This window comes from Ruegeria sp. HKCCD7296, from assembly GCF_013110775.1.
Taxonomy (GTDB): Bacteria; Pseudomonadota; Alphaproteobacteria; order Rhodobacterales; family Rhodobacteraceae; genus Ruegeria.
In genome coordinates this window covers 1-24,402 of sequence record NZ_WVRF01000009.1, presented here as the reverse complement: position 1 = coordinate 24,402, position 24,402 = coordinate 1, and the positions used below count along the sequence as shown (strand labels likewise).

The 24,402-nt window shown below is 55.6% G+C and carries 17 protein-coding genes; 9 read left to right on the top strand and 8 right to left on the bottom strand.

The features are described from left to right. Positions 1–41: 41 nt before the first annotated feature. Complete coding sequence (locus tag GS632_RS13140) at positions 42–2,216, bottom strand: transglycosylase domain-containing protein (protein WP_171722087.1); 2,175 nt, start codon at positions 2,214–2,216, stop codon at positions 42–44. Between the two features lie 258 nt (positions 2,217–2,474). On the opposite strand from GS632_RS13140, the gene GS632_RS13135 reads away from it, so the two are divergent. Continuing rightward, positions 2,475–2,813: a P-II family nitrogen regulator gene (locus GS632_RS13135; RefSeq protein ID WP_058273036.1), complete on the top strand. Its 339-nt coding sequence runs from the start codon at positions 2,475–2,477 to the stop codon at positions 2,811–2,813. A 33-nt stretch (positions 2,814–2,846) separates the two neighbouring features. Further along, entirely contained in the window at positions 2,847–4,157 is a 1,311-nt protein-coding gene (locus GS632_RS13130) for an ammonium transporter (RefSeq protein ID WP_171722086.1), read from the top strand. Between the two features lie 69 nt (positions 4,158–4,226). Here the strand turns inward: GS632_RS13130 and GS632_RS13125 are convergent, their stop codons facing one another. The 4 genes from GS632_RS13125 to GS632_RS13110 form a co-directional block, all read right to left on the bottom strand. Beyond that, complete coding sequence (locus tag GS632_RS13125) at positions 4,227–5,411, bottom strand: amino acid aminotransferase (protein WP_171722085.1); 1,185 nt, start codon at positions 5,409–5,411, stop codon at positions 4,227–4,229. Further along, positions 5,411–6,265 (bottom strand): 3-mercaptopyruvate sulfurtransferase, encoded by an 855-nt coding sequence (sseA, locus tag GS632_RS13120; protein WP_171236333.1) that lies wholly within the window; start codon positions 6,263–6,265, stop codon positions 5,411–5,413. The genes GS632_RS13125 and sseA overlap by 1 nt, the downstream gene beginning before the upstream one ends. 93 nt (positions 6,266–6,358) lie before the next feature. Beyond that, on the bottom strand, positions 6,359–6,628 hold the full coding sequence (locus GS632_RS13115) for a hypothetical protein (protein WP_171181009.1): 270 nt from the start codon (positions 6,626–6,628) through the stop codon (positions 6,359–6,361). Further along, a complete protein-coding gene (locus tag GS632_RS13110; RefSeq protein ID WP_171181007.1) occupies positions 6,625–7,188 on the bottom strand; it encodes a helix-turn-helix domain-containing protein in 564 nt (187 codons plus the stop codon). Before GS632_RS13110 ends, GS632_RS13115 begins: the two co-directional genes overlap by 4 nt. A gap of 108 nt (positions 7,189–7,296) precedes the next feature. On the opposite strand from GS632_RS13110, the gene ilvD reads away from it, so the two are divergent. Further along, complete coding sequence (gene ilvD / locus GS632_RS13105) at positions 7,297–9,129, top strand: dihydroxy-acid dehydratase (protein ID WP_171722084.1); 1,833 nt, start codon at positions 7,297–7,299, stop codon at positions 9,127–9,129. Positions 9,130–9,234: 105 nt separating this feature from the next. Here ilvD and GS632_RS13100 read toward each other — a convergent pair whose 3' ends face one another. Beyond that, a complete protein-coding gene (locus GS632_RS13100) occupies positions 9,235–10,053 on the bottom strand; it encodes a sulfotransferase family protein (RefSeq protein WP_171181004.1) in 819 nt (272 codons plus the stop codon). 143 nt (positions 10,054–10,196) lie between these two features. On the opposite strand from GS632_RS13100, the gene GS632_RS13095 reads away from it, so the two are divergent. Both GS632_RS13095 and GS632_RS13090 read left to right on the top strand, forming a co-directional pair. Beyond that, entirely contained in the window at positions 10,197–11,774 is a 1,578-nt protein-coding gene (locus tag GS632_RS13095) for a DUF5928 domain-containing protein (protein ID WP_171722083.1), read from the top strand. Between the two features lie 323 nt (positions 11,775–12,097). Next, positions 12,098–15,697, top strand: a complete 3,600-nt coding sequence (locus tag GS632_RS13090) for a flavoprotein (protein ID WP_171722082.1) — start codon at positions 12,098–12,100, stop codon at positions 15,695–15,697. Here GS632_RS13090 and GS632_RS13085 read toward each other — a convergent pair. Together GS632_RS13085 and GS632_RS13080 are read right to left on the bottom strand one after the other, a co-directional pair. After that, a complete protein-coding gene (locus GS632_RS13085; RefSeq protein ID WP_171180996.1) occupies positions 15,694–16,857 on the bottom strand; it encodes a hypothetical protein in 1,164 nt (387 codons plus the stop codon). The genes GS632_RS13090 and GS632_RS13085 overlap by 4 nt on opposite strands. After that, positions 16,858–20,145: an adenylate/guanylate cyclase domain-containing protein gene (locus GS632_RS13080; RefSeq protein WP_171238823.1), complete on the bottom strand. Its 3,288-nt coding sequence runs from the start codon at positions 20,143–20,145 to the stop codon at positions 16,858–16,860. 478 nt (positions 20,146–20,623) lie between these two features. Between GS632_RS13080 and GS632_RS13075 the strand changes: the two genes are divergently transcribed. The 4 genes from GS632_RS13075 (at position 20,624) to GS632_RS13060 (ending at position 24,210) form a co-directional block, all read left to right on the top strand. Beyond that, the gene (locus GS632_RS13075; protein ID WP_348540126.1) at positions 20,624–20,893 is read left to right on the top strand and encodes a potassium channel family protein; all 270 of its coding nucleotides are present in this window, start codon (positions 20,624–20,626) and stop codon (positions 20,891–20,893) included. Positions 20,894–21,072: 179 nt separating this feature from the next. Next, on the top strand, positions 21,073–22,152 hold the full coding sequence (locus GS632_RS13070; protein ID WP_171180990.1) for an AI-2E family transporter: 1,080 nt from the start codon (positions 21,073–21,075) through the stop codon (positions 22,150–22,152). Continuing rightward, a complete protein-coding gene (locus GS632_RS13065) occupies positions 22,149–23,213 on the top strand; it encodes an HlyD family secretion protein (protein WP_171180988.1) in 1,065 nt (354 codons plus the stop codon). Before GS632_RS13070 ends, GS632_RS13065 begins: the two co-directional genes overlap by 4 nt. Next, positions 23,203–24,210: a DUF2955 domain-containing protein gene (locus GS632_RS13060; protein ID WP_171722081.1), complete on the top strand. Its 1,008-nt coding sequence runs from the start codon at positions 23,203–23,205 to the stop codon at positions 24,208–24,210. Before GS632_RS13065 ends, GS632_RS13060 begins: the two co-directional genes overlap by 11 nt. The last annotated feature ends 192 nt before the right edge of the window (positions 24,211–24,402 follow it).

The following is a 24,402-nucleotide window of genomic DNA, read 5'->3' as shown; positions in this document are numbered from 1 at the left end:
ACGAACGACAAAAGGCGGTGCCCAGTGCACCGCCTTTTTTGTTAGTTGCCGCCGAATATATTTCTCAGCAGGTTATTGATGTCTTCCGCAAAACCGCCCTGCCTACGACGGGGCTGTGGCTGCGCAACTTGCACCGGCGGTTCAGGTGCCATCATCGGCAGGGGCGTTGGCGTCATCCCTTCGGTGACACGCAGCATGGTCTCTTTCCAGATTTCAGCAGGCAGCCCGCCCCCGGTTACGCCAGACAGTGGCGTGTTGTCGTCATACCCCATCCAGACGCCGGTCACATAATCAGCCGTAAAACCGATGAACCACGCATCCCGCGCGGCCTGAGTTGTCCCGGTTTTGCCTGCCACTTGCCAACCCGGCAGCTTGGCGCGTCCGCCGGTGCCTTCGGACACCACGCGCTCCATCATCCAGGTCAGTTGTTTGGCGGCCGAATCGTTGATCACCCGTTCACCAATACCTGTCGTCGTGACCATGACGGGCGTTTCATCCCCCAGCAGCTTCAGCTCTGTCAGACCATAAGGTTCCACTGCCGATCCACCGTTCAGAATACCCGCGTACGCTCCGGTCATCTCGATCAGCGTGCTTTCCGACGCGCCCAGCGCCAAGGCCGGACCCTGCGCCAGATCGCTGGCAATACCAAAACCGCTTGCGACAGTGCGGACGTTATCCAAACCCGAAATCTCGGCCACTTTCACAGCCGGAATGTTCAAAGAGTTCATCAACGCATCTGCCAACGTCACCTGCCCATAGAACTTGTTGGTGTAGTTTTTGGGGCACCATTGACCTGAACCGGGAATGTTCACGCAGTAGGGTTCATCCATCACCGTATCCAGCGGCGAATACCCAAGTTCCAGCGCGGTGGCGTAAACGAACGGCTTGAAGGACGACCCTGTCTGACGCAACGCCTGCGTCGCCCGGTTAAACGCACCAGACACCCTTGTCTTGCGCCCACCAACCATGCCGCGCACTGCACCGTCCGCAGACATCACGACAATCGCGGCCTGCGCCTCGGACCCTTCGCGCACCTTTTCCTGAAAGATGAACTTCAGCGCTTCTTCGGCAGAGGTTTGGATGCGCTGATCCAGAGTGGTACGGATCACCACATCCTCGGTGGTGTTGCGCGTAAAGAACTCGGGCCCACTTGCCATGACCCAATCCGCGAAATAGCCGCCTGCACGCGCAGCGGCAGCTTCTGAAAGCTCGGCCGGTCTGGTGCGTGCTTCGCTGGCTTGTGCCGCGGTCAAATAGCCCTGGTCCTCCATCAAACCAATCACAAGCCGTGCCCGGTCTTGAGAACGTTGCAGGTTATTCGTTGGCGCATACCGCGTGGGTGCCACCAGCAGACCGGCCAGCATCGCAGCCTCAGCTGGGGAAACTTCTGCGGCAGACTTTCCAAAGTATCGCTGGCTGGCCGCTTCAAACCCGCGCGCGCCTGCACCCAAGAAGGCCCGGTTCAGGTAGATCGTCAGAACCTCGTCCTTGGAGTATTTGACCTCCATCGCCATAGCATAGATGGCTTCCTTGGCCTTGCGCCACAACGAGCCCTGACGGCAATCGGCCTCGTAAGCGGCTTCAGAGTCCCATTCAGACGGATCATACGGCTCTCCCAGACACAGCAGTTTGGCTGTCTGTTGGGTGATGGTTGACCCGCCATGGCCAGACAAAGGCCCGCGTCCTTCGCTCAGGTTGATGCGCACGGCACTTGCAACGCCGCGCGGGCTGACACCGAAATGACGGTAGAATCGCTTGTCCTCGGTCGCGATCACGGCGTTCTTCAGATGGGGCGACACCGTATCCGCCGTGATCACCCCGCCAAACTGATCCCCGCGCCAGGCAAAAACCTTGCCATCGCGATCCAACAAGGTCACTGACCCGCGCGCGCGCCCGTCCAGTAAGGCATCTACATTGGGCAGAGTTGTATACACGATGCCGACCGCCAATGCGATCAGGGCGGCGACAATTGCCCCCACGCGCCACGTCAAACCCCAGATCAACCTCCAGATCCAGCGGAAGAGTCGACGGAAAATACCGCCTCCGTTTCCGCCGGTGCGTTTGCGCTTTGTCTTGCGCGTGGTTTTGCGGGCGGTCGTCTTGCGTGCGGTCGATTTCTTGCCCGCCGGGCGCTTGGAGGCCGACGGTTTACGCCCTTTGGAGGGGTATCTTTTGTCCGCAACCAATCGCGGCTTTCGGCGCTTGGACTCAGTCATGCTCAAACTCTGCCCGTTATACTTTTGCGCCACCATACCCCGGAGACCCGTCTATGTAGAGGTCCGAATTTCCGTAATTTCCCCTCATCAATCTGCTCATTTTTTAGCCACTTCGTACTTTTTGTGCAAAAAATGTGCAACAATACGCCATTTTGGTATGCAATTACGACCCGTAACCGTTTCTTACGACGTTCTGTCACGCTCTTTTTCTGCAGGTGCAAACAAACCGGTCCCACCGGACAATCAGAGGGGAAAGACGTGAAACTGATCATTGCGACAATCAAGCCGTTCAAGCTGGAGGAGGTGCGCGAAGCACTGACCGAAGCTGGCGTGCGCGGCATGATGGTGACCGAAATCAAGGGCTTCGGCTCGCAGTCCGGTCACACCGAAATCTACCGTGGGGCCGAATATGCGGTGAACTTCGTGCCCAAGATCAAGCTCGAGATCGTGGTGCCCGCCACAATGGCCGACCAGATCGTCGAGACCATCACCAAAACCGCCAAAACCGGGAAAATCGGTGACGGCAAGATTTTCGTCCTCGATGTCGAGCAGGCTCTGCGCGTGCGAACCGGGGAAACCAACGAGGAAGCGCTGTAAGCGCGGCCACTCACACTCATTCGAGGAAGTAAAATGAACCTGATGAAATCTCTCATCCCTGCCGCTGCACTTGTCGTGCTGCCGCAGATGGGTCTGGCGCAAGAGGCCGCTGAAGGCGAGGCTGCGCTGCACACCCAGTATATCTTCACCACCTTGCTGTTCCTGATGGCGGGCTTTCTGGTTTTCTTCATGGCTGCAGGCTTTGCCATGCTGGAAGGCGGTCTGGTGCGGTCCAAGAACGTCGCCATGCAGATGATCAAGAACATTGCGCTCTTTTCCATTGCCGCGATCATGTACTGGCTGGTTGGCTTCAACACGATGTATCCGGGCGACTTCAATGGTTTCCTTGCCATTGGTGGTCCGACCGTGCTTGATCCAGTCGGCGTTGACCCTGCCGAGGCTGCTTTGGACTACGCCTCGATCGGGTCTGACTTCTTCTTCCAGTTGGTCTTTGTGGCGGCAACCGCGTCGATCGTGTCGGGTGCCGTAGCGGAGCGTATCAAGCTTTGGCCCTTCCTGATCTTCGTCGTCGTGCTGACCGGTATCCTGTACCCGATCTCGGGGTCTTGGAAATGGGGCGGCGGCTGGCTGGACGCCATGGGCTTTTCCGACTTCGCCGGTTCGACCGTTGTACACTCGGTCGGTGGCTGGGCCGCTCTGGCTGGCTGTCTGATCCTTGGGCCACGTATCGGCAAGTACAAGGACGGCAAGGTTCACCCAATGCCCGGTTCAAATCTGGCGCTGGCGACCTTGGGTACCTTTATCCTGTGGCTGGGGTGGTTCGGTTTCAACGGCGGCTCGCAGTTGGCGATGGGCACCGTGGGTGACGTAACCGACGTATCGCGCATCTTCGCCAACACCAACATGGCCGCCGCATCCGGTGCTGTCGCTGCCCTGATCATGACACAGGTCCTGTACAAAAAGCCCGACCTGACCATGGTGCTGAACGGCGCGCTGGCCGGTCTGGTCTCGATCACTGCTGAACCTCTGGCCCCGACCCTGTTCGGCGCGCTGTGGATCGGTGCTGTGGGCGGTATCATCGTGGTCTTCGCGGTTCCGATGCTGGACAAGTTCAAGATCGACGACGTGGTCGGTGCCATCCCGGTCCACCTGTTCGCAGGCATCTGGGGCACTATCGCCGTCATCTTCTACGGTGAAGCCAGCCTGATAACCCAGTTGACCGGTGTAGTGGCCTACGGTGTCTTCACCTTCGTGGCCGCTTTGATCCTGTGGTCGATCCTGAAAGCCACCCTTGGCATTCGCGTCAGCGAAGAGGACGAAATCAACGGTCTGGACATGGCGGAACTGGGTATGGAAGCATATCCTGAGTTCTCGAAGGGCTAAAACCTTATTAACTCAACAAAAAACCCGGGCGTTCGCGCCCGGGTTTTCTTTTTTGGAATGTTATTGAGATCAAACGCCGACGTCGATGATCGCCTTGGCCAAAATTGGCACTGTGTTTGCGTTCAGACCTGCGATGTTCAGGCGGCTGTCACCAACCATGTAAATGCCGTGATCTACGCGCAGTTTCTCGACCAGTTCCGGTGCCGCACCCAGGCGTGAGAACATACCCCTGTGCTGGGCAATGAAACCGAAACGGTCCGAACCGCTCAGACGCTGCAACTCGTCGGCCATTTGCTGGCGCAGTCCCAGCATGGACAGGCGGACTTCTTCGAGCTCTGCTGCCCAATCCGCGCGCAGGGCCTCATCCATCAGGATGGTTGTCACGACGCGCGCGCCATGATCCGGCGGGAAGGAATAGTTCTGGCGGTTCAGAAACGCCAGTGTTCCCTGATTTAAAGCGGTTTGTCCGGCGTCCGCGCTGATCGCCATCAACAAACCAGTACGCTCTCGGTAGACACCGAAATTCTTCGAGCAAGACGCGGCAATCAGGCATTCCTTGACCGATGAGGCAACCAGGCGTGCCGCCTGTGCGTCTTCTTCCAAACCGTCACCAAATCCCTGGTAGGCGATGTCGATCATCGCCACGAGGCCAAGCTCGTTGATCAGGTTCACGACCTCTTGCCATTGCACCATGTTCAGGTTGGCACCGGTCGGGTTGTGACAGCAGCCATGCAACAGAACTACGTCACCTGCTTTGGCGGTTTTCAGGTCGGCCATCATCCCGTCGAAATCAACGCCGCGGGTTTCGCCATCGAAATACCGGTACTGAACGGTCTCTATCCCCAGATAGTTCAAGATCGACAGGTGGTTCGGCCAGGTCGGGTTCGAAACAAACACACGCGCCGAAGGGTTCGCCATGCGGATCATCTCGAACGCCTGTCGGCAAGCGCCCGTGCCGCCGGGTGTCGCCACAGCGGCAATGTTGGCACGCGGAACCGATGTGCCCAGAACCAAGCCGATCATCGCGTCTGCAAAAGCCGGATCACCCGCCAGACCGGTGTAAGCTTTGGTTTCCTGCTCTTCCAAAATGCGTCGCTCGGCAGCTTTGACTGCACGCATCACTGGAGTCACGCCATCGGCGTTCTTGTAGACGCCCACACCCAAGTCGATCTTCTGATCGCGCGGGTCTTCGCGGTACATCTGCATCAAGGCCAGAATCTTGTCGGTAGGCTGCGGCTTGAGGTTCTCGAACATCAGTTCTCTCCGGTTGCGACGGGCAGGGTTGGGAAGGCACCCCATTCAGCCCAGGAGCCGTCATAAAGCGAGTGGTCTTTCTTGCCCATGCGTTCAAGCGCAAGGCTCAGAATCGCGGCAGTGACGCCCGACCCGCATGAGGTGATTGCAGGTTTGGACAGATCAACGCCAGCGGCCTGGAAAATGGCACGACAGTCCTCGGGCGATTTCATTGTGCCATCTGCATTGAGCAACTGGCCGAACGGGACGTTGCGGGACCCGGGGATATGGCCCGATCGCAATCCTTTGCGCGGCTCGGCTTCCGCGCCGGTAAACCGACCGGCAGAGCGGGCATCGATGATCTCATGATCGGCCAGCTTGGCTGCAGCGGAAACTTGCGTGACGTCCCGGACAAGCTGGTTTTGAACGCGCACAGTCATGTGACGATCACGGATGACCGGCGGCAGATCCTCGATCTCGCGACCTTCGGCTTGCCATTTGGGCAAACCGCCATCCAGAACCGCGATGTTTTCCTGGCCCATCAGACGGAACAACCACCAGACACGTGCCGCTGACATAAGCCCGGCGCCGTCATAGACGACAACCTGATGACCATCGCCCACGCCCATCGCCCGAAGGCGTGACATGAATTTCTCGACCGGAGGAGCCATATGCGGCAGTTCCGATCGGTGATCCGAGATTTCGTCAATATCGAAGAACCGCGCCCCGGGGATGTGGCCGGCATCATATTCGGCTTTGGCGTCGCGGTTCTGCGCGGGCAGATACCAAGACCCATCCAGAATCCGCAGATCCGGGTCTTTCATATGCGCGGCCAGCCATTCAGTCGAAACGAGGGTTTTTGGATCGTCCTGCATCAAAGCCTCCCCTAAGCGAGCTTGGATTTTCCCTATACCCCGCGTCTTTTAGGTTCAAGTGTGGATAGCGCTAGCGCCTGATACCCACTTGATTTATCGCGCCCCGCGCGGGCGAAAGTGCTGAATGATGCCGATGATACTGATCAAAATCCAGAACCCTTCGATCAGCATTGAAGCCAAGTTGAAATTCTCAAGCAAGGAATAGACGATCAGCACCGACCCCAGCAGGTTGACTACAGGAAAGGCCAGGTCGTCAGAGTTCATCATCCGCATTTGTGTCGCGAAATAGGCCGCAACCACAATAAGGGCTCCGAACGAGCCGATGGCGTCAACGATGGTGAGGCTGTCGAAAAATGCGGTCATGACTCTGCCTTGGTCGTCTGTGAATATTCGGTGTGTTGGGCGTAGTGATGCATGTTCAGAAACGCTGCCCCCTGCGGACCTGCGCGATAGCCATGCGGCAAATCAGCAGCAAATCGCACGCCCTGGCCTGCTTGCAAGGGTACCCAGTCCCCGTTGCGCAGAATGTCGAGAGAACCTTCAAGAACAAAGACTTCTTCTGTTACACCCGTTGCGTGCGCTGGTGACTCGTGACTTTGGTTCGGGGTCAGACTGACGTGAAACGTCTCGGCCCTCAGAACGGGATCGAAAGGGAAGACGATCTTGACTTCGATACTGCCGGGAAAGGTGACAGTCTGAAAGACTGAGGGGTCGCCATTGGCCGTGTCGATCAACGCACTCAGCGGCACCTGAAAGCCTTTGGCGATCTTCCACAGTGTTGCAATTGTCGGGCTGGATTCACCACGCTCGATCTGACCCAGCATGGCCTTGCTGACGCCCGTCAACTCAGCCGCTTTCGACAGGCTCAGACCCGAAGCCGACCGCACATCTCGCAGCCTAAGCGTAATGTCATCAGCATCCATTTTAGCGCCCCGCGAATCCTCTTGTACGTTATAACGCACATGTGCTACGTGCGCTATAACGTACGACCCCAAAGACATGCAACCCGAGGAAATAGGGAAAACAGCATCATGCCATTGTACCGATCCAGAACCTCTACCCATGGCCGCAACATGGCCGGTGCCCGCGGATTGTGGCGCGCCACAGGCATGGGCGATGATGATTTCGGCAAGCCGATCATCGCCATCGTCAATTCGTTCACCCAGTTTGTGCCCGGCCACGTGCACCTGAAAGATCTGGGTCAGATGGTGGCGCGTGAAGTCGAGGCCGCAGGTGGCGTTGCAAAAGAGTTCAATACCATCGCGGTGGATGACGGCATTGCCATGGGCCATGACGGGATGCTCTATTCGCTTCCCTCGCGTGAAGTGATCGCGGATTCTGTGGAATACATGGTCAATGCGCATTGCGCTGACGCCATGGTCTGCATTTCGAACTGTGACAAGATCACGCCAGGCATGCTAATGGCTGCCATGCGCCTGAACATTCCTGCGATCTTTGTGTCAGGTGGGCCAATGGAGGCGGGCAAGATCGACATCGCCGATCTGGACGCGAAGAAAATCGACCTTGTGGACGCCATGGTCGCCGCAGCGGATGACAAATTCACCGACGAGCAGGTTCAGCACATCGAAGAAAACGCCTGCCCGACCTGCGGATCATGCTCGGGGATGTTCACTGCGAACTCGATGAACTGTCTGGCCGAAGCGCTGGGTCTGGCCTTGCCGGGCAACGGTTCGACACTGGCAACACATGCCGACCGCAAAGAGCTGTTCCTGGAAGCGGGTCGCCGTATCGTTGAGATCACCAAGCGACATTACGATCTGGACGAAAAAGGCTTCCTGCCGCGTGAGATCGCAACTTTTGACGCGTTTGAGAACGCCATGAGCCTCGACATCGCCATGGGTGGGTCGACCAATACCGTTCTGCACCTGCTGGCCATCGCACATGAGGGCGAGGTCGATTTCACCATGACCGACATGGATCGCCTCAGCCGTAGGGTGCCGTGCTTGTGCAAGGTCGCGCCGAACACCGAGAATGTGCATATGGAAGATGTTCACCGCGCTGGCGGCATCTTCTCGATCCTGGGCGAACTCAGCCGAGCGGGCCTGCTGCACGAAGACTGCAGCACGGTGCATTCGGCCACGATGGGCGAGGCGATTGCCAACTGGGACATCAAGATCGCCAACAACCCCAAGGCGCAAGAGCTGTTCAAGGCCGCTCCTGGTGGTGTGCGCACAACGCAGGCGTTCAGCCAGTCGAAACGGTTCAAAGAATTGGATACCGACCGCGAAGGCGGCGTGATCCGCGCGAAAGAGCACGCTTTCAGCCAGGATGGCGGCCTTGCGGTTCTGTTCGGAAACATCGCCCGCGACGGCTGTATCGTGAAAACGGCTGGTGTTGATGAAAACATCCTGAAGTTCACCGGCTCTGCCTATGTCTGCGAAAGCCAGGATCAGGCCGTCAGTGACATCCTGACCGGCAAGGTGAAAGAGGGTGACGTGGTTGTCATCCGCTATGAAGGCCCGCGCGGCGGGCCCGGCATGCAGGAAATGCTCTACCCCACCTCCTATCTGAAATCCAAAGGGCTGGGCAAAGCCTGCGCCTTGCTGACCGATGGCCGCTTCTCGGGCGGCACGTCCGGATTGTCGATTGGCCACGTCTCGCCCGAGGCAGCCGAGGGTGGTGAAATTGGACTGGTCAAGAACGGCGATAAAATTGAGATTGATATCCCCAACCGCTCGATCCACCTGGCTGTGTCCGATGAAGAGCTGGCAGAGCGCCGCCAGGAGCAAGACGCCAAGGGGTGGGAACCTGCCGCGCCGCGCAAACGCAAGGTCTCTACTGCGTTGAAAGCTTATGCCAAGCTGACCACCAGCGCGGCAAAAGGAGCTGTACGCCAGCTTTGATCTGGTAACGGCCAGCCTTTTCAGCTGGCCGTTAATCGACCCTTTCTAGGCTAATACTTGGAAGTATTTGGCAGGAAACAGTGAGGATAGGCGGAGGCCCTGCCCTCAATCGCCCAGTTTGGCGTGAATTTCATCCAGATCGATTTCGCCGATCGGCATCTTGTTGGCCGGGTTTTCGAAATCGTATTTGAACAGCTCAAAATCCTGTTTGTAGATTTCATAGACCAGATGCATCGACAGATCGTCGAAGTAATCCTCGACCGGATGCGCGCGTTTGGGGCCGTGGCCTTCGGATTCGTTGAACCGCGGAATATCGGCCAATGCGACTGGGTGCTTCAATTCGACATGATCCAGAACACCCTGCATTCCGTCGTTGAAGGCCTCGGTCCAGAAAATCTGGTCGTAACGCCCGCCATTCACAATGAAGGTCGATACATGACCTGACATGGCTGACCAGTGAATGTCCGGGTCCATCGGACGCCGCCAGCGGATCGTATCACGGGCAAACAGCAGGAACCGGCGGAAGCTGGCAATCTGATCGAATTCGCCCTTTCCGTCATCGCCACCCACTTCGATCCCGTAGTTGTAGATCAGCGTCGGCACCAGATTGCCCCGGTATCGCTTGCCGTTTCGCTGGATGCCGCAGATCTTGTCAAAGAACGAGCTAAGTATGCGGGTGTAAGGGTTGCGCACACAGGTGAAAGAGTACGAGGCGTGGCTGCGCACATTATTGGTAATCAGGCCCTGACTCTGGTCAAAAGCCCATTTGTGCATTCCGTCCTTTGCATCGTGGATGTCGCCATCAAAAAACTGACCGTGATCCGAGTAATACATGATCTGGCCAATGGTCGAGCACGCACATTTGGGCACCACACGGTACACCATGCTTTCACTCTCGGTCATCCAGGTACCGGGAAACCCCATCTGCTGTGCCTCCTTCGCTGGTCAGAACTCGATCCAATACGCCAGCGTTTGGTCTTAAAGAACCAAAATTATTCTGTTTATTCAATCGCGCATCCTCAGTATCACGGTTGAAACCGGGCAGAAATGGAAATTACCTGATACCAATGGCAAAGATTGCCTACATATTGCTGTGCCATAAGGACCCCGAGGCGATCATCGCACAGGCCGAACAGCTAACTGCAGCGGGCGATTGCATGGCGATCCACTTCGATGCGCGTGCAAGCTCTGACGCCTATGACCGGATCCGAACCGCGCTGCGCGAAAATCCCAACGTGGCCTTTGCCGCCAAGCGCATCAAATGCGGATGGGGAGAATGGTCGCTGGTGCACGCCACGCTGAACGCCGTGAAGGCCGCGGTCGAGGCATTTCCGCGCGCCACGCATTTCTACATGCTTTCTGGCGATTGCATGGCCATAAAAACTGCCGAATACACCCACCGTTTTCTGGACGATCGCGATAAGGATTTCATCGAAAGCCACGATTTCTTTGAAAGCAACTGGATCAAGACCGGCATGAAAGAAGACCGGCTGATCTATCGCCATCATTTCAACGAACGCACTCAGCCCAAACTGTTTTACACCGCCTATGAGATGCAGAAGCGGTTTGGTCTGACGCGGGAAATTCCCGAAGATCTGCAAATCATGATCGGCAGCCAGTGGTGGTGCTTGCGCCGCCGCACGGTTGAGATGATCCTGGACTTCTTGCGCCAGCGACGAGATGTGATCCGGTTTTTCTCAACCACATGGATCCCGGACGAGACCTTCTTTCAGACGCTGGTACGCCACCTGATTCCGAAGGGTGAGATCGAAAACCGCACACCGACTTTCCTTATGTTTTCTGACTATGGAATGCCGGTCACATTCTACAACGACCACTATGACATGCTTTTGGGGCAGGATTACCTGTTTGCTCGTAAGATCAGCCCCGAAGCGCACGAGCTTAAAGATCGCCTGGGGTTGCTTTATGCCAGCGAGGGCATTGATTTTCCGGTCTCGAATGAAGGGCCTAACCTTTACGCATTTCTGACCGGACGCGGGCGCATCGGTCGCCGCTTTGGACAACGCTTCTGGGAATCCGGGCGGGCCTTGGGCCCTGAACACGAGCTTTTCGTGATCGTGTGCAAGAAATGGCATGTTGCCAAACGGCTGGTCAGTCAGATCGCGTCTGAGACGGATATCCCCTGTGTAGAGTACCTGTTTAACGAAGAGGACACCTACCTGCCCGACTTGGGTGGGATAGAAGCGAGCCTTACCAAGCGGTCACGCCATAGGCGGGCGGTTGTACGCATGCTGTTTGACAGTTTCCGGTCGGATCAATTGGTTCTGTGCCTCGACCCAGCCAATTTGGATGTGCTTGAAGATTTCTGCGGGGATCAGGCCAAAACCCATGTGCTTGAAGTCGAATGCGAGTATTCCGACGACTATCTTATCGGGCATGCCCGCCGCGTCGGGCTTGCGGGTGAAAACAGCCCGAGGGAAACCGTTGCGCGCCTAGTGCCGACGCTGCGAAACGATCTGAGTTATGAATCGCAACAGATCCGAGCGGCGCGGATTGAGAATTGTTTGCGTCTGCGGGAAACGGCCGACCGCAGTGAAAACGAAGCCGTCATCTCAAGGTTCCTTGGCGTGAATCAGGAAAAGGCCAGCGCCGTGATGCACCTGGATTACCTCTTCCTCGATTAGGCAGAAACTCTGCGCGACAAACGAAAAATGGCTCTGGCAGGGTACGCGCCGTGCACTGATTCAGACCGCAGCCGACCCAAGCATCAACGCCATTGAAATCAAACTCATAGTATTCGTGATTTTTGTCCAAAAATCGGATATTGTTCGGCCAATTGAGCCGATTTGTTCATACTTTTTAAATCAACAGATCAGCCTCGATCAGAGAAAAAGCTCCGACCCGGGTGGTCTTTGTTGCTCGAAGATAAGTTCCCACCCGAACAACAAACAAACATTCTGCTGGTCGAAATTCAAAATTTGAAACGCAGCTCCGGGGGGACATAGTTGTGACCACAGACCAAATTGCCAATGCCAGATCATACATCCCAAATGACACAGACTGGAGCCAGATTTACAAAGTGCTGCCCGGCGAGGCCGAAGTGGCCGAGCCTGCTGTTATCAACCCTCATTTCGAGTGTATCGAGGTAACCGGAAACACGGTCCTGCCCGCGAACGGCATGTATGTTGTGCTGCGTGGTGTCGTTCAATTGCGGCAAAACGGCCACCCTCTGGCCAGCGCAGATGTGGGTGATTATTTCTACGAAGAACATCTTCAGATCTCGGATATCCCTGTCAGCCTCGAAGCGCTTGCGCTGGACGGAACCCGGCTGGCATACCTGTCCAGCGAGAGCTGGCGGAATATACCCAAAGACATCAGAAAACGCTGTTTCGCTACAATGTTCGGCGACCTTGTCAGTGTACAGTTGGAGAATTTCCAGCAGCCGATCAATTGTTGCAGCGTGACGGCTGCCGCGCTCAGCATGTCGGCTCTGGGTTTCAGCTGCGAGGTGAATGACATATTCCGCGAATGCGCGCTGCCGTCATCCTTTGTGGTGAATGACGGCATCTCGTTGGGTGAACTGTTTGACGTCGCCTGCACCTATATTCATTCGCAAGGGCTTAGGGACCGGGTTCAGGTTCAGGCCTATTTCATGGACGAAGACACAACAAGCGTGCCGCTGCTGCTTGAGGCAATCGACGAGTCCAATCAGTTGGGCGGAGAAAACGATATTCTGGTGGCGAATTTTCAAGTCGGCGTCGCCCATGGCAAAGAAAACATGCCGGGCGGACATTTTGCCGTCATTGCCAAGTGCAACCCAAGCACCGGGCTGATCCACATGATGGATGTGCATCCAGAAAAATACGGCAAGCTTTGGGTCACTACGATCGAACGGCTGTGGAAGGCCATGTCGGACCGTGACGGAACCTCGATGCGGTCTCGTGGCATACTGCGGTTCTCGGCGCGTGCCGCGGTCAAAACCCATCTGAAAACGTTCAAACAGCGGTGCAACTATGTCGACAGTACGCTCTATTTGGCAAAAGACCCAAAGAAGCGCCGCAACCTGTTCCGTCGGGCCACACCCAATATGAACTCACTCGGTGTGTTGGCGGAAAGTTTGGCCATTCACGGCGACAACCGCGTGGACGAGGATGAGCTTTTGCGGGCCACCGAGGCGTCGTTCACAGAAGCAGTCAGCCGGGTCGCCACCGCCAAAGACATGCACGAGATGGCGGAAAAATACCTCAGCCAGTCTGAAAACGTGCATTTGGGCAGTACGTTCCAAAGCTTTGCAACCCGCAAGGACAGATTGATCCAAACCCCGCAGGATTGGTTCAAGGAACAGCTAAAGAGCCTGAATACGAACAAAGATCGTCACCTGATGATCAATATCGACTTCAACCGCGTCACCGGGATTGAAGCAATCCGCCCACCGGAAAACGTCTATCGGGAAACTGCCCTGCTGGAAGAGTTCTGGTGTCTTTGCATCGCCTATGACGAAGACACAGATGTTGTCACCATTGTCGACATGAGCCCCGCGACCTCTCAGGTCTGGCAAGCGCCACGCGGCAATATTTTCCGCGGGTTGCGCGATCTGGAAGACCCCGCATTGGTGATGATCGAAGAAATCGACCCGCCCGAGGACCCGAGCGATGTTGTCAGTATTCTCAAGCACAACACGATGGTTCTGTTTTATGAGGATGAAGACCCCTGGTCCTATATGCTGCGCAGCATTCTGTCGAATATCGGCGCGACAACCGTCAAGCAGATCGACGTAGGCGGACGCGATCCCAATATGATCAGGATGCGGCGGCAATTGGTAACGCTTGGTGAACGACCGGACGTGCCGTATTTGTTTTTCCAGGGCGAATGCATCAGTAAAAGCGAAGAGCTGGAAGACATCGTGGACATGATCCGGGCCGGTGAGTTGCAGGCCAGGATGCGCCAAGAAGGGCTGCCTGTTTCCGAACTGAACGAAACCCCAAGCCTGGAAAAGAACCCGTTCGGCTATCCCAAAGGGGTGATGAATCAGGTCAACGCGGGCAAGCGCAACGTATTGTTGTGTGCTTGCGGCTCGTCTGCAGCAGACAAAATCCCTGAACTTGTCGAGCGCATCGTCGATGCCGGGCACAATGTGAAACTTATCCCCTCAGTCTCAGCCGAAAAGTTCTTCCGCGATTTCGGGGCGGAGAGGATCGACGCCAAAATTACCCACAATGACTATTACCGCGACGATGATGAGTGGAATTTCCGCTATATGAAATTCGACATGCCAGTGCGGGCTTCGCATCTGGCGCTGTGCGACTGGGCCGATTGCGTCATCGTGGCTCCCATCACCTGCAACACGATGGGCAAGGTGGCCAACGGTATTGCTGACAACCTTCTGACCTCAGTCTTTGTGGCGTGGCAGTACCAGAAGAAACCGGTGATCCTTTGCCCCGCTTGCAATACGAATATGTGGAACAACATCACTACGCAGAACAATGTCGAAAAGCTGAAGACGCTGGGCGTTGATTTCATCGGGCCGCGCGAGGGTCGCCTGTCAAACGGGCGGATGGGTATCGGAATGATGGCAACTCCGGACCAGATCATGGAGGCTTTGGCCGACGCCTTCGAGGAGTTGGACGATCAAAAATACCGTGTTTGCAAATGGGCGCGCGAAGCTGCCGCCGCCGATGACATCAACGAATGGAAGCGGGTGTTCCGCGCCATCGACGAAGATATTGTCGGCATCAACATCGTGGACGAGGCCCATGGTGATTCATTGCTACATTATGCAGCCGGTGGTGAAGGTGAGTTGAACGAAAGCGGTCACAATCTGGGCAAGCCGGATTACGAGGCTGCGCAGAATCTGATCGACCGCGAGATCGACGTCAACATCGTCAATGACCACGGGTTTACGGCCTTGCACGTGGCGGTGATGAACAAAGCGCCCAGGATGGTGGAAATCCTGCTGGGGGCAAAGGGCATGGATGCAACATCATGCATCGAGTTTGTCCAGGGCATGACAATCGAACCCGAAATCCAAGCCATGCTGGACGCCTGGGCACGCGATCATGACGTGAAGATCGCTGAACCAGAACAGGGGCGCGACGAGAGCTTTGTGGCCGTGCAAGAGCCAACATATCTTTATTTCACCTACGGTTCGCTGAAACAGGGATTCCCGAACCACGAAGCGCACAGCAAAGTTCTAAACGACTTCGTGGGTCCGGCCCGCACCCGGCAACCCATGCCGCTGATCGTCCCGAACGAGCCATTCTGTGACAATCCGAACTGCGGATACCTGCACCGTATGGCCACGCTTGTGGATCAACAAGGTATGGGCAAACAGGTCAGTGGTGAGGTCTATCGCGTGACGGAATCCGGCTTGCACGAGCTGGATAAGCTGGAAGGTTACCACGGCCCAAACTCATCTGAAAACGTGTATATCCGCAAGAAGATCAATGTGGTTGTGAACGGCGTGATGAAGCCCGCATACGCCTATGTGATCGCAGACCCAAAGAAATACCTGAAGAACTTGCGCGATGGTACTTCAGAGATGGTCAGCGATTACACGCTGGACATGGCGCAGGGCGAGCCAAAACCGGGGTTTGAACCTGTAGCTTAACCGTCTTGTGTGATGATCGGCGGCGATTCATGGCTTTCCTTCAGGCTAAGGTTATAAGCCGTGATCGTCACCATGCACAGCAGCACAAATGGCCAGAAACTTGCCTTGGGAATAAGGTTGTCCCGGTAGTGGATGATCCGCAGCGACGGCACCGCCTCGGAGGCGAATAGATAGGTGTTGATCGAGACTGCCAGCAGCATGAAATACATCAGAAAAAAGAACGACTCCATGTAGATTACGGGCGAGCCGGCAAAGCCTTCGCGCAGCTGCACGTGCGCCAGCAGGATCACAAAGAACAGAACCGAACAGGTGCCGATCACGCTGGACGTGCTGAAATCATGCCTCTCGGCCAAGCCCTCGCGGCGGGTGACTGTCATGACCGCACCGAACAGCAACATCATCACAACGAGCAAAGGGACCATATGAACGATAAACGCATTGCCAAAATTGCGTTTGATGACGAAATTATAGTGCAACTCGGGCGCGTTGGTTTGATACGCATTCTGTCCGATGCCCAGCGTTGTATCCAAATTTGACAGCTTGTAGTCGAAATAGGTGTTTTCCCGTTCCCAGGTACCCATCACGATCTGATTGTCGATTCCAAAAATATCGTCCGGTCCGGTCGCTGGATATGCCTCGAAATCAGGAACCAAAGCGACGGCGTCGTCAAACGATGCCGGCCAGAACCGCACCCAGACCGTTTTGTGATCAAAGGGGTAGCTTGTGTAGTCAAAGCTCTGGCGCAGGGTTTGTTCGAAATACCACCCAATCAGAACACCGTCAGGCTGCGGCAGTCGATACGCCTCGGCAATCAGGCCGCTTGCGGTGTCCACCGCCTCGGGCAGAAGAAATCCGACCTCGCCCTCTGCCGGGATAATCTTATCATGCTCGCCCGTCTTGTAGTGCTGCCAGATATAGCCCGTGACCTGAACATCACTGGCCCCCATAAAGTTGAATGACTTTATGAATATCCCTGTCCGCACGTAGTAGTCTGGAACAACATCCAGCTTACCCAGATATGAGTCTACGGCGGCCTGATCTGGCAACTGCGTCGGATCACCTTCGAAATGGTTCAGTTCGATCCATAGTTTCAGCAAAAGACCTGCCAACCCTAGGGTCAGCAGGCCAGAGATAAGCCAAACCTTCTTCTCGACGCTCATTCAGCCCCCTGCCTGTTCCGTCAGAAAATCAGCGCGCCCCAGCAGGGATTGAGTAATTCCCATCTCGGCAAACTCGGCTTGAAGGGTGGTAAATCTCTCATGTTCGCTTGGCACGATACCCTTTTGCCCGCATTCCGCCAGAAAGCGCGTCTGGCGGATGGACAAATTAACCAGTGGCAAAGGTTCCCCGGCCGTAAAGGCCGCCAGCCCATCCGCATAGTCATTTGCAGCTTGCCAATCACCTCGCGCCAACATGACTGCGCTGGCATCGGGGTAGAAGTGCAGATGGCTATGACCGACACATCCTTCCGCAATGATTTCGGCCCCCAAATTCAACAGGTGTATTTGCTCGTCCGGGTCAGTTTCGGCCATCGCCAGAGCCGACAAGGCCTTGGGCCCCACAAAATTCCGACCATGTTCCAATGCAATCTCAACCGCACGGCGGCCCGTTTCCAAAGCCTGATCCATTTGCCCGGCATAAACCTGGGTGCGGGCGAGATGTTCCAACGCCTGCGCCTCTAGCCGCTTAGCCCCCACACGCTCGGCGATCTCGGCCGAAACCCGGAATGCCTCAAGCGCCTGATCAAGATCGCCCAAAAAGGTATCGGCCACACCCAGGCAGGTCTGAGCCACACATTCGGGCACAAAAGCAAAATACTTCTGCGAAACTTCGATGGCTTCGTTTGCGTCTGCGCGCCCTTGTTCGACATCCCCCATGTAACTGCGCGCAACGCTCAGGTTGTGCAGATTGGCCGCCAGGTCCCGAACCAGACCCTTTTCGCGCGCCCGATCAACCGCCTGCGTGTAGAACCCAGTCGCTGTCCTCATTGTGGCCTTCATGAAGTTGGCATCACCAAACCCGCTGAGCGCCCCCACTTCAAGGCGCACGGAGTCCAGTTTGCGGGCCAAAGTAAGCGCTCGTTCATTGGCGCTCAACGCTTCCTTGTCTCGGCCCAAGGGGAAATACACGTTGCCGCGCACATAGTTGATCTGGGCCACGTCCCGTTCGGAGCCAGCACGCTCGGCCGCAGCTTCAGCCGTATCCAGCGCCTCAAGCGCGTCCTGATACAAGCTGGCCTGTCGCGCAGCCTGTGCAAGACCAATATGCGCCCGGCTGATTTGCTCATCTGTCTCTGCAAGTCGCGCTGCGTCTCGAAATTCCTGCAAGGCTTCGTTGGACAAACCCTGCAGCCGGTGCGTCTCACCCCGTGCACACAGCAGGTCAAACCGGACGCCTGCGGGCGACGGCAGTTCCAAAGCACGTTCGATCAACGGGCTGGCGTCGTCGAACCGGAACGCGTGGATCAGCTTGTCGGCAGCTTCAAGATAGGCTTGCGCCGCATTGTTGGCACCCGCCCGGTCCAGATGCTGCGCGCGCAGGGTTGCATCACGATCTTCGAACCATTTGGCCGCCTGGCGATGCAGGCGCGCGCGCTCGGATTTGACCAACGTAGCATATGATCCATCCCGGATCAGCGCGTGGGCAAACATCAGATCAGCCCCGGCCTCTCGGATCAGGGCCGAACGGATCAGATTGGTGGTGTCCAGATGCCCTTCCCCGAGAATGTAATTCAGAACCTCGGGTGAGAACCTCTGCCCCAGCACTGACGCCGCCTGAATGGCGGTGCGGCTGGCGCGGTCCAGCGCATCCAAACGCGACTGGACGATGCCTTGAATGCTTCCAGGCACGGTTTCCTGCTTGAGAATGTCAATGTTGCGCAGCAACTGTTCCAGAAAAAGCGGGTTGCCACCCGCACGTTTGACACAAGTTTCCAAAAGCTCGGGGTCGATGGCCGTAAACTCCTCGACCAATTGCCGTGCCTGATCTTCCCCCATCGGTGCCAATTCCAACTTGGAGACAAGCGCGCCATCCGTGGCTGTTTGCCAGTCTCGGTCGATCGGGTCTCCTTCGACCCGGCTGGTCATCATCAAGACGCAGGGGATTTGCCGCGTTGCTGCGGCGATATGTGCGCAGGCTGCAAGAATGTCGGGTGACGCCCAATGGATATCTTCGATCTGGATCAGCAAAGGCGCGTCCTGACTGCGGGCAAGCAGCAACTCATCAATGACCTGCCTGCGCCCACGCAACCGGGTCTTGTTATCCATTACGGCATAGACCTCAGCCAAACCGGGATCCTGCTCAAGTTCAAGCAGTGCGTTGAGATGCGCGGCGTTCGAAGGGCTGACCCAGCCTTTGGCGATCGCGTCTTTGGCCAGGGCCGTACCTGTTTCCGCGCCATCCGACGGATCAAGGCCCAAAACACTGCGGGCCACGGTCTGAATAGCCGAGTGCCCCTCGCGCGCTCCGAAATCCATAACCACGCCATTGTGGGTTGAATAGGACAGGCTCTTGGCCAACTCGGCCACCTGTTCGGACAAATGCGTCTTGCCGATCCCAGGCTCACCCAGCACCACATGAACCTCGCCTTCTCCGTGTCGCTTGCACCGGTCAAATGTCGCCGAAAACAACGACATCTCGCGGTCGCGCCCGATGAACTTATGTCGTCTTGTCCGAATGTTCCGGGCCAAACGGTCCAAGCGCCAGACTTCGACAGGGTCATTCAGGCCTTTTATCGCCTGCACACCAATAGACTCGCCCACGAAAAGCGGACCCAGAGCGCGTTGAATGTCATGTGAAACCAATGTTTCACCGCCCTTTGAAATATCGGTCAAGCGCGAGGCCAGATTCACCCCGTCTCCGGTGACGGTATATTCCGTATGCGCCAAGCTGCCTGTTGTACTGGCAATGACCTGACCCGAAGCGATACCGATATGACAAGACAATGGTGGCGTCAGTGTTGGCAATACCGCATGTATCTCGGCCGCTGCTCTGGCCGCCCGTTCTGTATCGTTGGTATGTGAGATAGGTGCACCGAAAACCGCCATGACAGCATCGCCGATATGCTTGTCTATGCGCCCGCCGAATTTCTCAACCACGCTGTCAACTTTGCCAAAGAACTGGTTGAGCAGCGCGTGCAGATCCTCGGCATCCAAACCACTGGACATTTCTGTAAACCCCGTGAGGTCAACAAACATCACAGTCACTTGGCGCCGTGCAGGTTCAATTGGATCGGAGGATTCAGATGCCTCGGACGTTTCCGTCACGTCGAGTTTTTCTATAGCACGCAGCAACCGCCGACGATCCCCGACCGCAGTTACCCCAATTTCTATAAGATCTTCAGCCGTCAAATCTGGCAGTATGGAAAAATCGATCTTGTTATCTAGGAAGGCCTGCGCGTAGTCAGATAATCCAATTGCGCTTAGCCACTTGCTCAGGTCCCGAGACATGTTGCCCCTCTGAAGTCCCCTTACTTCAACTTTATTCCTAACATGGGTTTCAGGGTTGAGTCTGCAAAAACCAAATTAATTTGCGTATATGTCTATATTTATCCAAGTTTGCTCCGTTGGATTTGTGTCTTCAAACATCGGCGGGACGCAATTTTGAACGCAATATTCTTGGCACGTCAGCAACCATCAAACCGTTTGCATGGATTCGACTTAAAGCCGCCTTTGGTACGCGTCGCGGGTCAGTGTTTAAGCCCTGCTAAATTGCCGGTTCAGATATCCAATATGCTTTCGCTTGAGGGGTTTTCCCATCCGTCCTTTGAACACACCTTGTAACCCTGTGCACGACCGTCCGCCAAAATGCTTCGAATTTTCGAGTTCTTTGTTAATAGTATATATGAATTTGTTTACCAGTGAGGGCTCGATGAATTCACTAACCAGAATAACACGAGGGATAAGTGTCGCCTTCAAGGACGGTCGAGTGAAAGGCTTACTTGCCTTCACAATCGGAATGATTTTGTGGGCTTCGGTCTTCTACCGCTTTGTCGAAGGATGGAGTTGGCTTGACTCCATCTACTTTTCTGTCGTGACGATTTCGACCGTAGGCTTTGGTGACTTTTCACCTGAAACTGCGGCGGGAAAGATATTCACGATGGTATACATCATTGTGGGCCTCGGCGTCTTCGTGACTGCGGCAACCACGGTCGCGGACACGATCTTGTCTCAAAGCGACGAGAAAAAAGAGAAATAGCCGTATCGTCCCCGGCTAAGCAAATCCTGGTGCTGACGAGGCGTCAACATGACGACACAGGCTCTGACCGGGATTCATACGTGTCTTCAAAATGATAGGTGACCCCCAAAGGTCAAAAAAATACACATATAGTGTTTTTTGAGTGTAATATTCAAAAAAACGGATAGCGGAGGGATGGAATGGAAAAGACTCAGGACGCCAAGATTGTCGACCTCGCAATACGATTACTCTTTCTCGGATTATTCCTCTATAGCGCGCTGGTCATGGTTGCGCCGCTTGCCAGCGTGGTCATCTGGGCCACGATCCTGTGCGTCGCACTTTATCCTGTTTTCGATTGGTTGCAGTCCAAGCTGGGCGGGCGGAAGAAACTTGCCGCAACAATCCTGGTGTTGCTGGGTCTTGTACTAACCCTTGGTCCGGTGGCAACGGCGGTATCGGGCGCTGCAGAGCTTGGGTCCGAGTTTGCAGAACAGGCTGACAAAGGTGAGTTGAAAATTCCACCTGCGCCAGAGGGTATCAAAGAGCTACCTCTGGTTGGAGGCAAGATTGCCGACGTTTGGGGGATGTTCGAGCGGAATTTGGACGGAGCGTTGGCGAAATACGGCGCGCAGATCCTTGAGATCACAAAGTCCCTTTTCGGTAAGGTTCTGGGAATCGGAATTGGGCTGTTGGGACTTGCTCTGTCCGTTTTGATCATGGGGGCGTTGTTCAGCCCTGGACCAACTATGGTTCAAGGTTTGCAACGTTTTGCGAACCGTGTTTTCGCACCACGTGGCGGGGAATTCGTCACTCTGGCTGGAGCAACGATTCGAAACGTAACAAAAGGCGTGATCGGCGTGGCGGCCATTCAGGCGGTCGTCGTCTGGATATTGCTTGTGCTGTTCGGGATCAACTCGGCCGCGACGCTGGCATTTGTCTGCCTGATACTTTCGATCATCCAGATTGGCCCCGGCTTGGTTCTTCTGCCGGTGATCATATACGCATGGAGCTCGATGTCCGGCGGCACCGCCTTGATCTTCACGATACTGGCCGTTCCCGTCACAATAATGGATAGCTTCCTAAGACCCGTGTTCATCTCGAAAGGGCTCGAGACACCCATGCTGGTGATCCTCATCGGTGTTCTTGGGGGCATGATGGCTTATGGCTTGATCGGTATTTTCATGGGGCCGGTTCTGTTCGCTGTCTTTTACGAGCTGTTCAAAGTCTGGATTGATGCTTCGCCCGAAGCCGAGAGTGCTGCGGCAGGAGAAGCAGAATGAGAAAGACGATATGGACCACGCTGGGCATCATCCTGATCTTCCTCGTCTGGTACCTCGTCGCCGACCGAAAGACGCCATTTACTGGAAACGCCAGAGTAAAGGCCGTCGCGACCCAGATCGTTCCTCAGGTCACCGGAACAGTCACCGAAGTCCTTGTTGCAAACGGTCAGGTCGTCTCGGCAGGGGAAATACTGGTTCGGATTGATCCCAGGCCGTATGAAATCGATCGCAACAAGGCAGAAGCTGATCTGGAAGCAGCCACGCAGGAAGTTGGTGCATCTTCGGCAGAGGTGAGTGCCGCGCAGGCCAAACTGGCGCGGGCGCAAAGTGATCTCGACACGATGCGCATTCAAACCGAACGTGTGTTTGCACTTGAAAAGAAAGGGTTGATCGCCGTCTCAAAGGCTGATGACGCACGCGGGCAACTGGCCGAGTCTGAAGCAAACTTTGAGAATGCCAAAGCTGATCTGGAAAAAGCCAAGCAAAGGCTGGGCGATGACGGTATCGAAAACCCGAAAATTCAGCGCGCATTGGCCGCTTTGGCAGACGCAGAACTGAACCTTGAATGGACGGAACTGCGCGCACCAGCAACGGGTGTCATATCCAATCTGCTGATCGCCCCTGGTACATATGCACGATCCGGTCAGGACCTGTTGACGTTTTTGGATGCAACCGACGTCTGGATCGAGGCGTACTTTACCGAGAACAACATCGGCCGCGCTTCGGTGGGATCGCCGGTTGACGTCGTGTTGGACATGCACCCCGGCAAGATTGTTCCCGGCGTGATTGAGAGCTTCAGCGCAGCCGTCTCACTCAGCGGTGGGGATGAACCGGGTCAGTTGGCCAGCCCACCAAGCACCAAGGGCTTTCTGCGTGAACCAGAACGGTTTCCCGTACGGATAGTTCTGCCGGGATATGAGGCTGGAGACGCTGAAGATGATCTTCGCTTCCAGCTCAACGGACAGGCCGATGTGATCATGTATCTCAGCGACAATTCCCTGCTGAACATGGTCGGCCGGACCTATATCCGTCTGGTTTCAATCCTGTCCTATGCTTATTGAAGACCGAAACTCGGTTATGCGACTGGCGCTGGGTGTGACTGGCGTCTTCGCCTTGGGCCTGTTTCTGGGGTGGCCACTTGCCGTGGTTGGGTCGGTTTTCACAGCTCTGTTTCTTCAGGCACCTGCAGCACTACCCTTGGCAGCCTTCGGAAAACTGTTCATTTTTTCGATTGGATTGATGTTCATTTCCTTCTTTCTGTCGTCTGTGCTTGCACCCTATCCTCTCGTGTTCCTCATACTGGTGGCCATCGGAATAATCCTGTCCTTCATGTGGTCGGTTTCCGGAGCAGGCGTTCTGCCCGGTGTCATCGCTCTTATGGGCGCATTGATGATTCCAAACCTTGTTTTACAATCCCAGGATTTGGCGTTGGTGCTTGTGTTCTGGATACCGTTGAACCTGCTGTTTGCAGGGTTTGTTTCAACGGTGATGTTTGTTCTGATACCATCGACCCCGCAAACGGCATCGGGCAGCAAAGCCGCAGCATCGACAGATTTTGAACCTCATCGACGAATTGTCAGAATGTCGCTTGTAACAGTGCCCTTTGCTTTGGCATTCTTCGTATCTGGTGCCTCAGCTTTGCTGGTTTTGTTTTTTGTGGCCCTTCTCAGCCAACAACTCGCAGCAATGCCTGCAGCAGGAAAAACCGTGGCAAAGGCGATGCTCACGTCAAACCTGCTCGGAGCCGCAATATCAATCATTTGTTATGAGATTAACGTCATAGCCCCAGTCATTCTGACATCAATTCTGCTTTGCTTTTTCTTTTGCTTGGCACTTGGTGCTCTTGGAAAGTCCCAATTCCCTCTGGCCGCAGCAGCCGGGTCTGCAATTACAACAGCGCTGATTGTGTATGGTGGATCAATTGCACCATTCTCCGACGAGGCAGATGTCAAAAGCATTACGCGCGTTCTGCAGGTCGCCAGCGCTGCGTTCTTTGTAATCGCAGCCTATGTCGTAGTAGATGAGTTCTGGCCGGAAAAGAAACGTCAGACCGTTTGAGCAACCTAGCTTCGTGTTGGTCTCGGGAATGTGACTAGTCGTATTTGCGTCTGTTGTCCTGAGCTTCGGCGGCTCGGTTCATGGCTTGAAGTGTTGGCCCAGTAGTATTTTGGGTTGTTTTTTTGTGTTTCTGACGCTGTTTACGTGATTAGGGTTTGCACCTCTGAGCTTCGTGTTACGAGGCTGACGGTG

Coding starts and splice junctions, on each gene's coding strand:
- GS632_RS13140 (WP_171722087.1), bottom strand. CDS start 2,216: ATGACTGAGTCCAAGCGCCGAAAGCCGCGATTGGTTGCGGACAAAAGA.
- GS632_RS13130 (WP_171722086.1), top strand. CDS start 2,847: ATGAACCTGATGAAATCTCTCATCCCTGCCGCTGCACTTGTCGTGCTG.
- GS632_RS13125 (WP_171722085.1), bottom strand. CDS start 5,411: ATGTTCGAGAACCTCAAGCCGCAGCCTACCGACAAGATTCTGGCCTTG.
- sseA (WP_171236333.1), bottom strand. CDS start 6,265: ATGCAGGACGATCCAAAAACCCTCGTTTCGACTGAATGGCTGGCCGCG.
- GS632_RS13115 (WP_171181009.1), bottom strand. CDS start 6,628: ATGACCGCATTTTTCGACAGCCTCACCATCGTTGACGCCATCGGCTCG.
- GS632_RS13110 (WP_171181007.1), bottom strand. CDS start 7,188: ATGGATGCTGATGACATTACGCTTAGGCTGCGAGATGTGCGGTCGGCT.
- ilvD (WP_171722084.1), top strand. CDS start 7,297: ATGCCATTGTACCGATCCAGAACCTCTACCCATGGCCGCAACATGGCC.
- GS632_RS13100 (WP_171181004.1), bottom strand. CDS start 10,053: ATGGGGTTTCCCGGTACCTGGATGACCGAGAGTGAAAGCATGGTGTAC.
- GS632_RS13095 (WP_171722083.1), top strand. CDS start 10,197: ATGGCAAAGATTGCCTACATATTGCTGTGCCATAAGGACCCCGAGGCG.
- GS632_RS13085 (WP_171180996.1), bottom strand. CDS start 16,857: ATGAGCGTCGAGAAGAAGGTTTGGCTTATCTCTGGCCTGCTGACCCTA.
- GS632_RS13080 (WP_171238823.1), bottom strand. CDS start 20,145: ATGTCTCGGGACCTGAGCAAGTGGCTAAGCGCAATTGGATTATCTGAC.
- GS632_RS13070 (WP_171180990.1), top strand. CDS start 21,073: ATGGAAAAGACTCAGGACGCCAAGATTGTCGACCTCGCAATACGATTA.
- GS632_RS13065 (WP_171180988.1), top strand. CDS start 22,149: ATGAGAAAGACGATATGGACCACGCTGGGCATCATCCTGATCTTCCTC.
- GS632_RS13060 (WP_171722081.1), top strand. CDS start 23,203: ATGCTTATTGAAGACCGAAACTCGGTTATGCGACTGGCGCTGGGTGTG.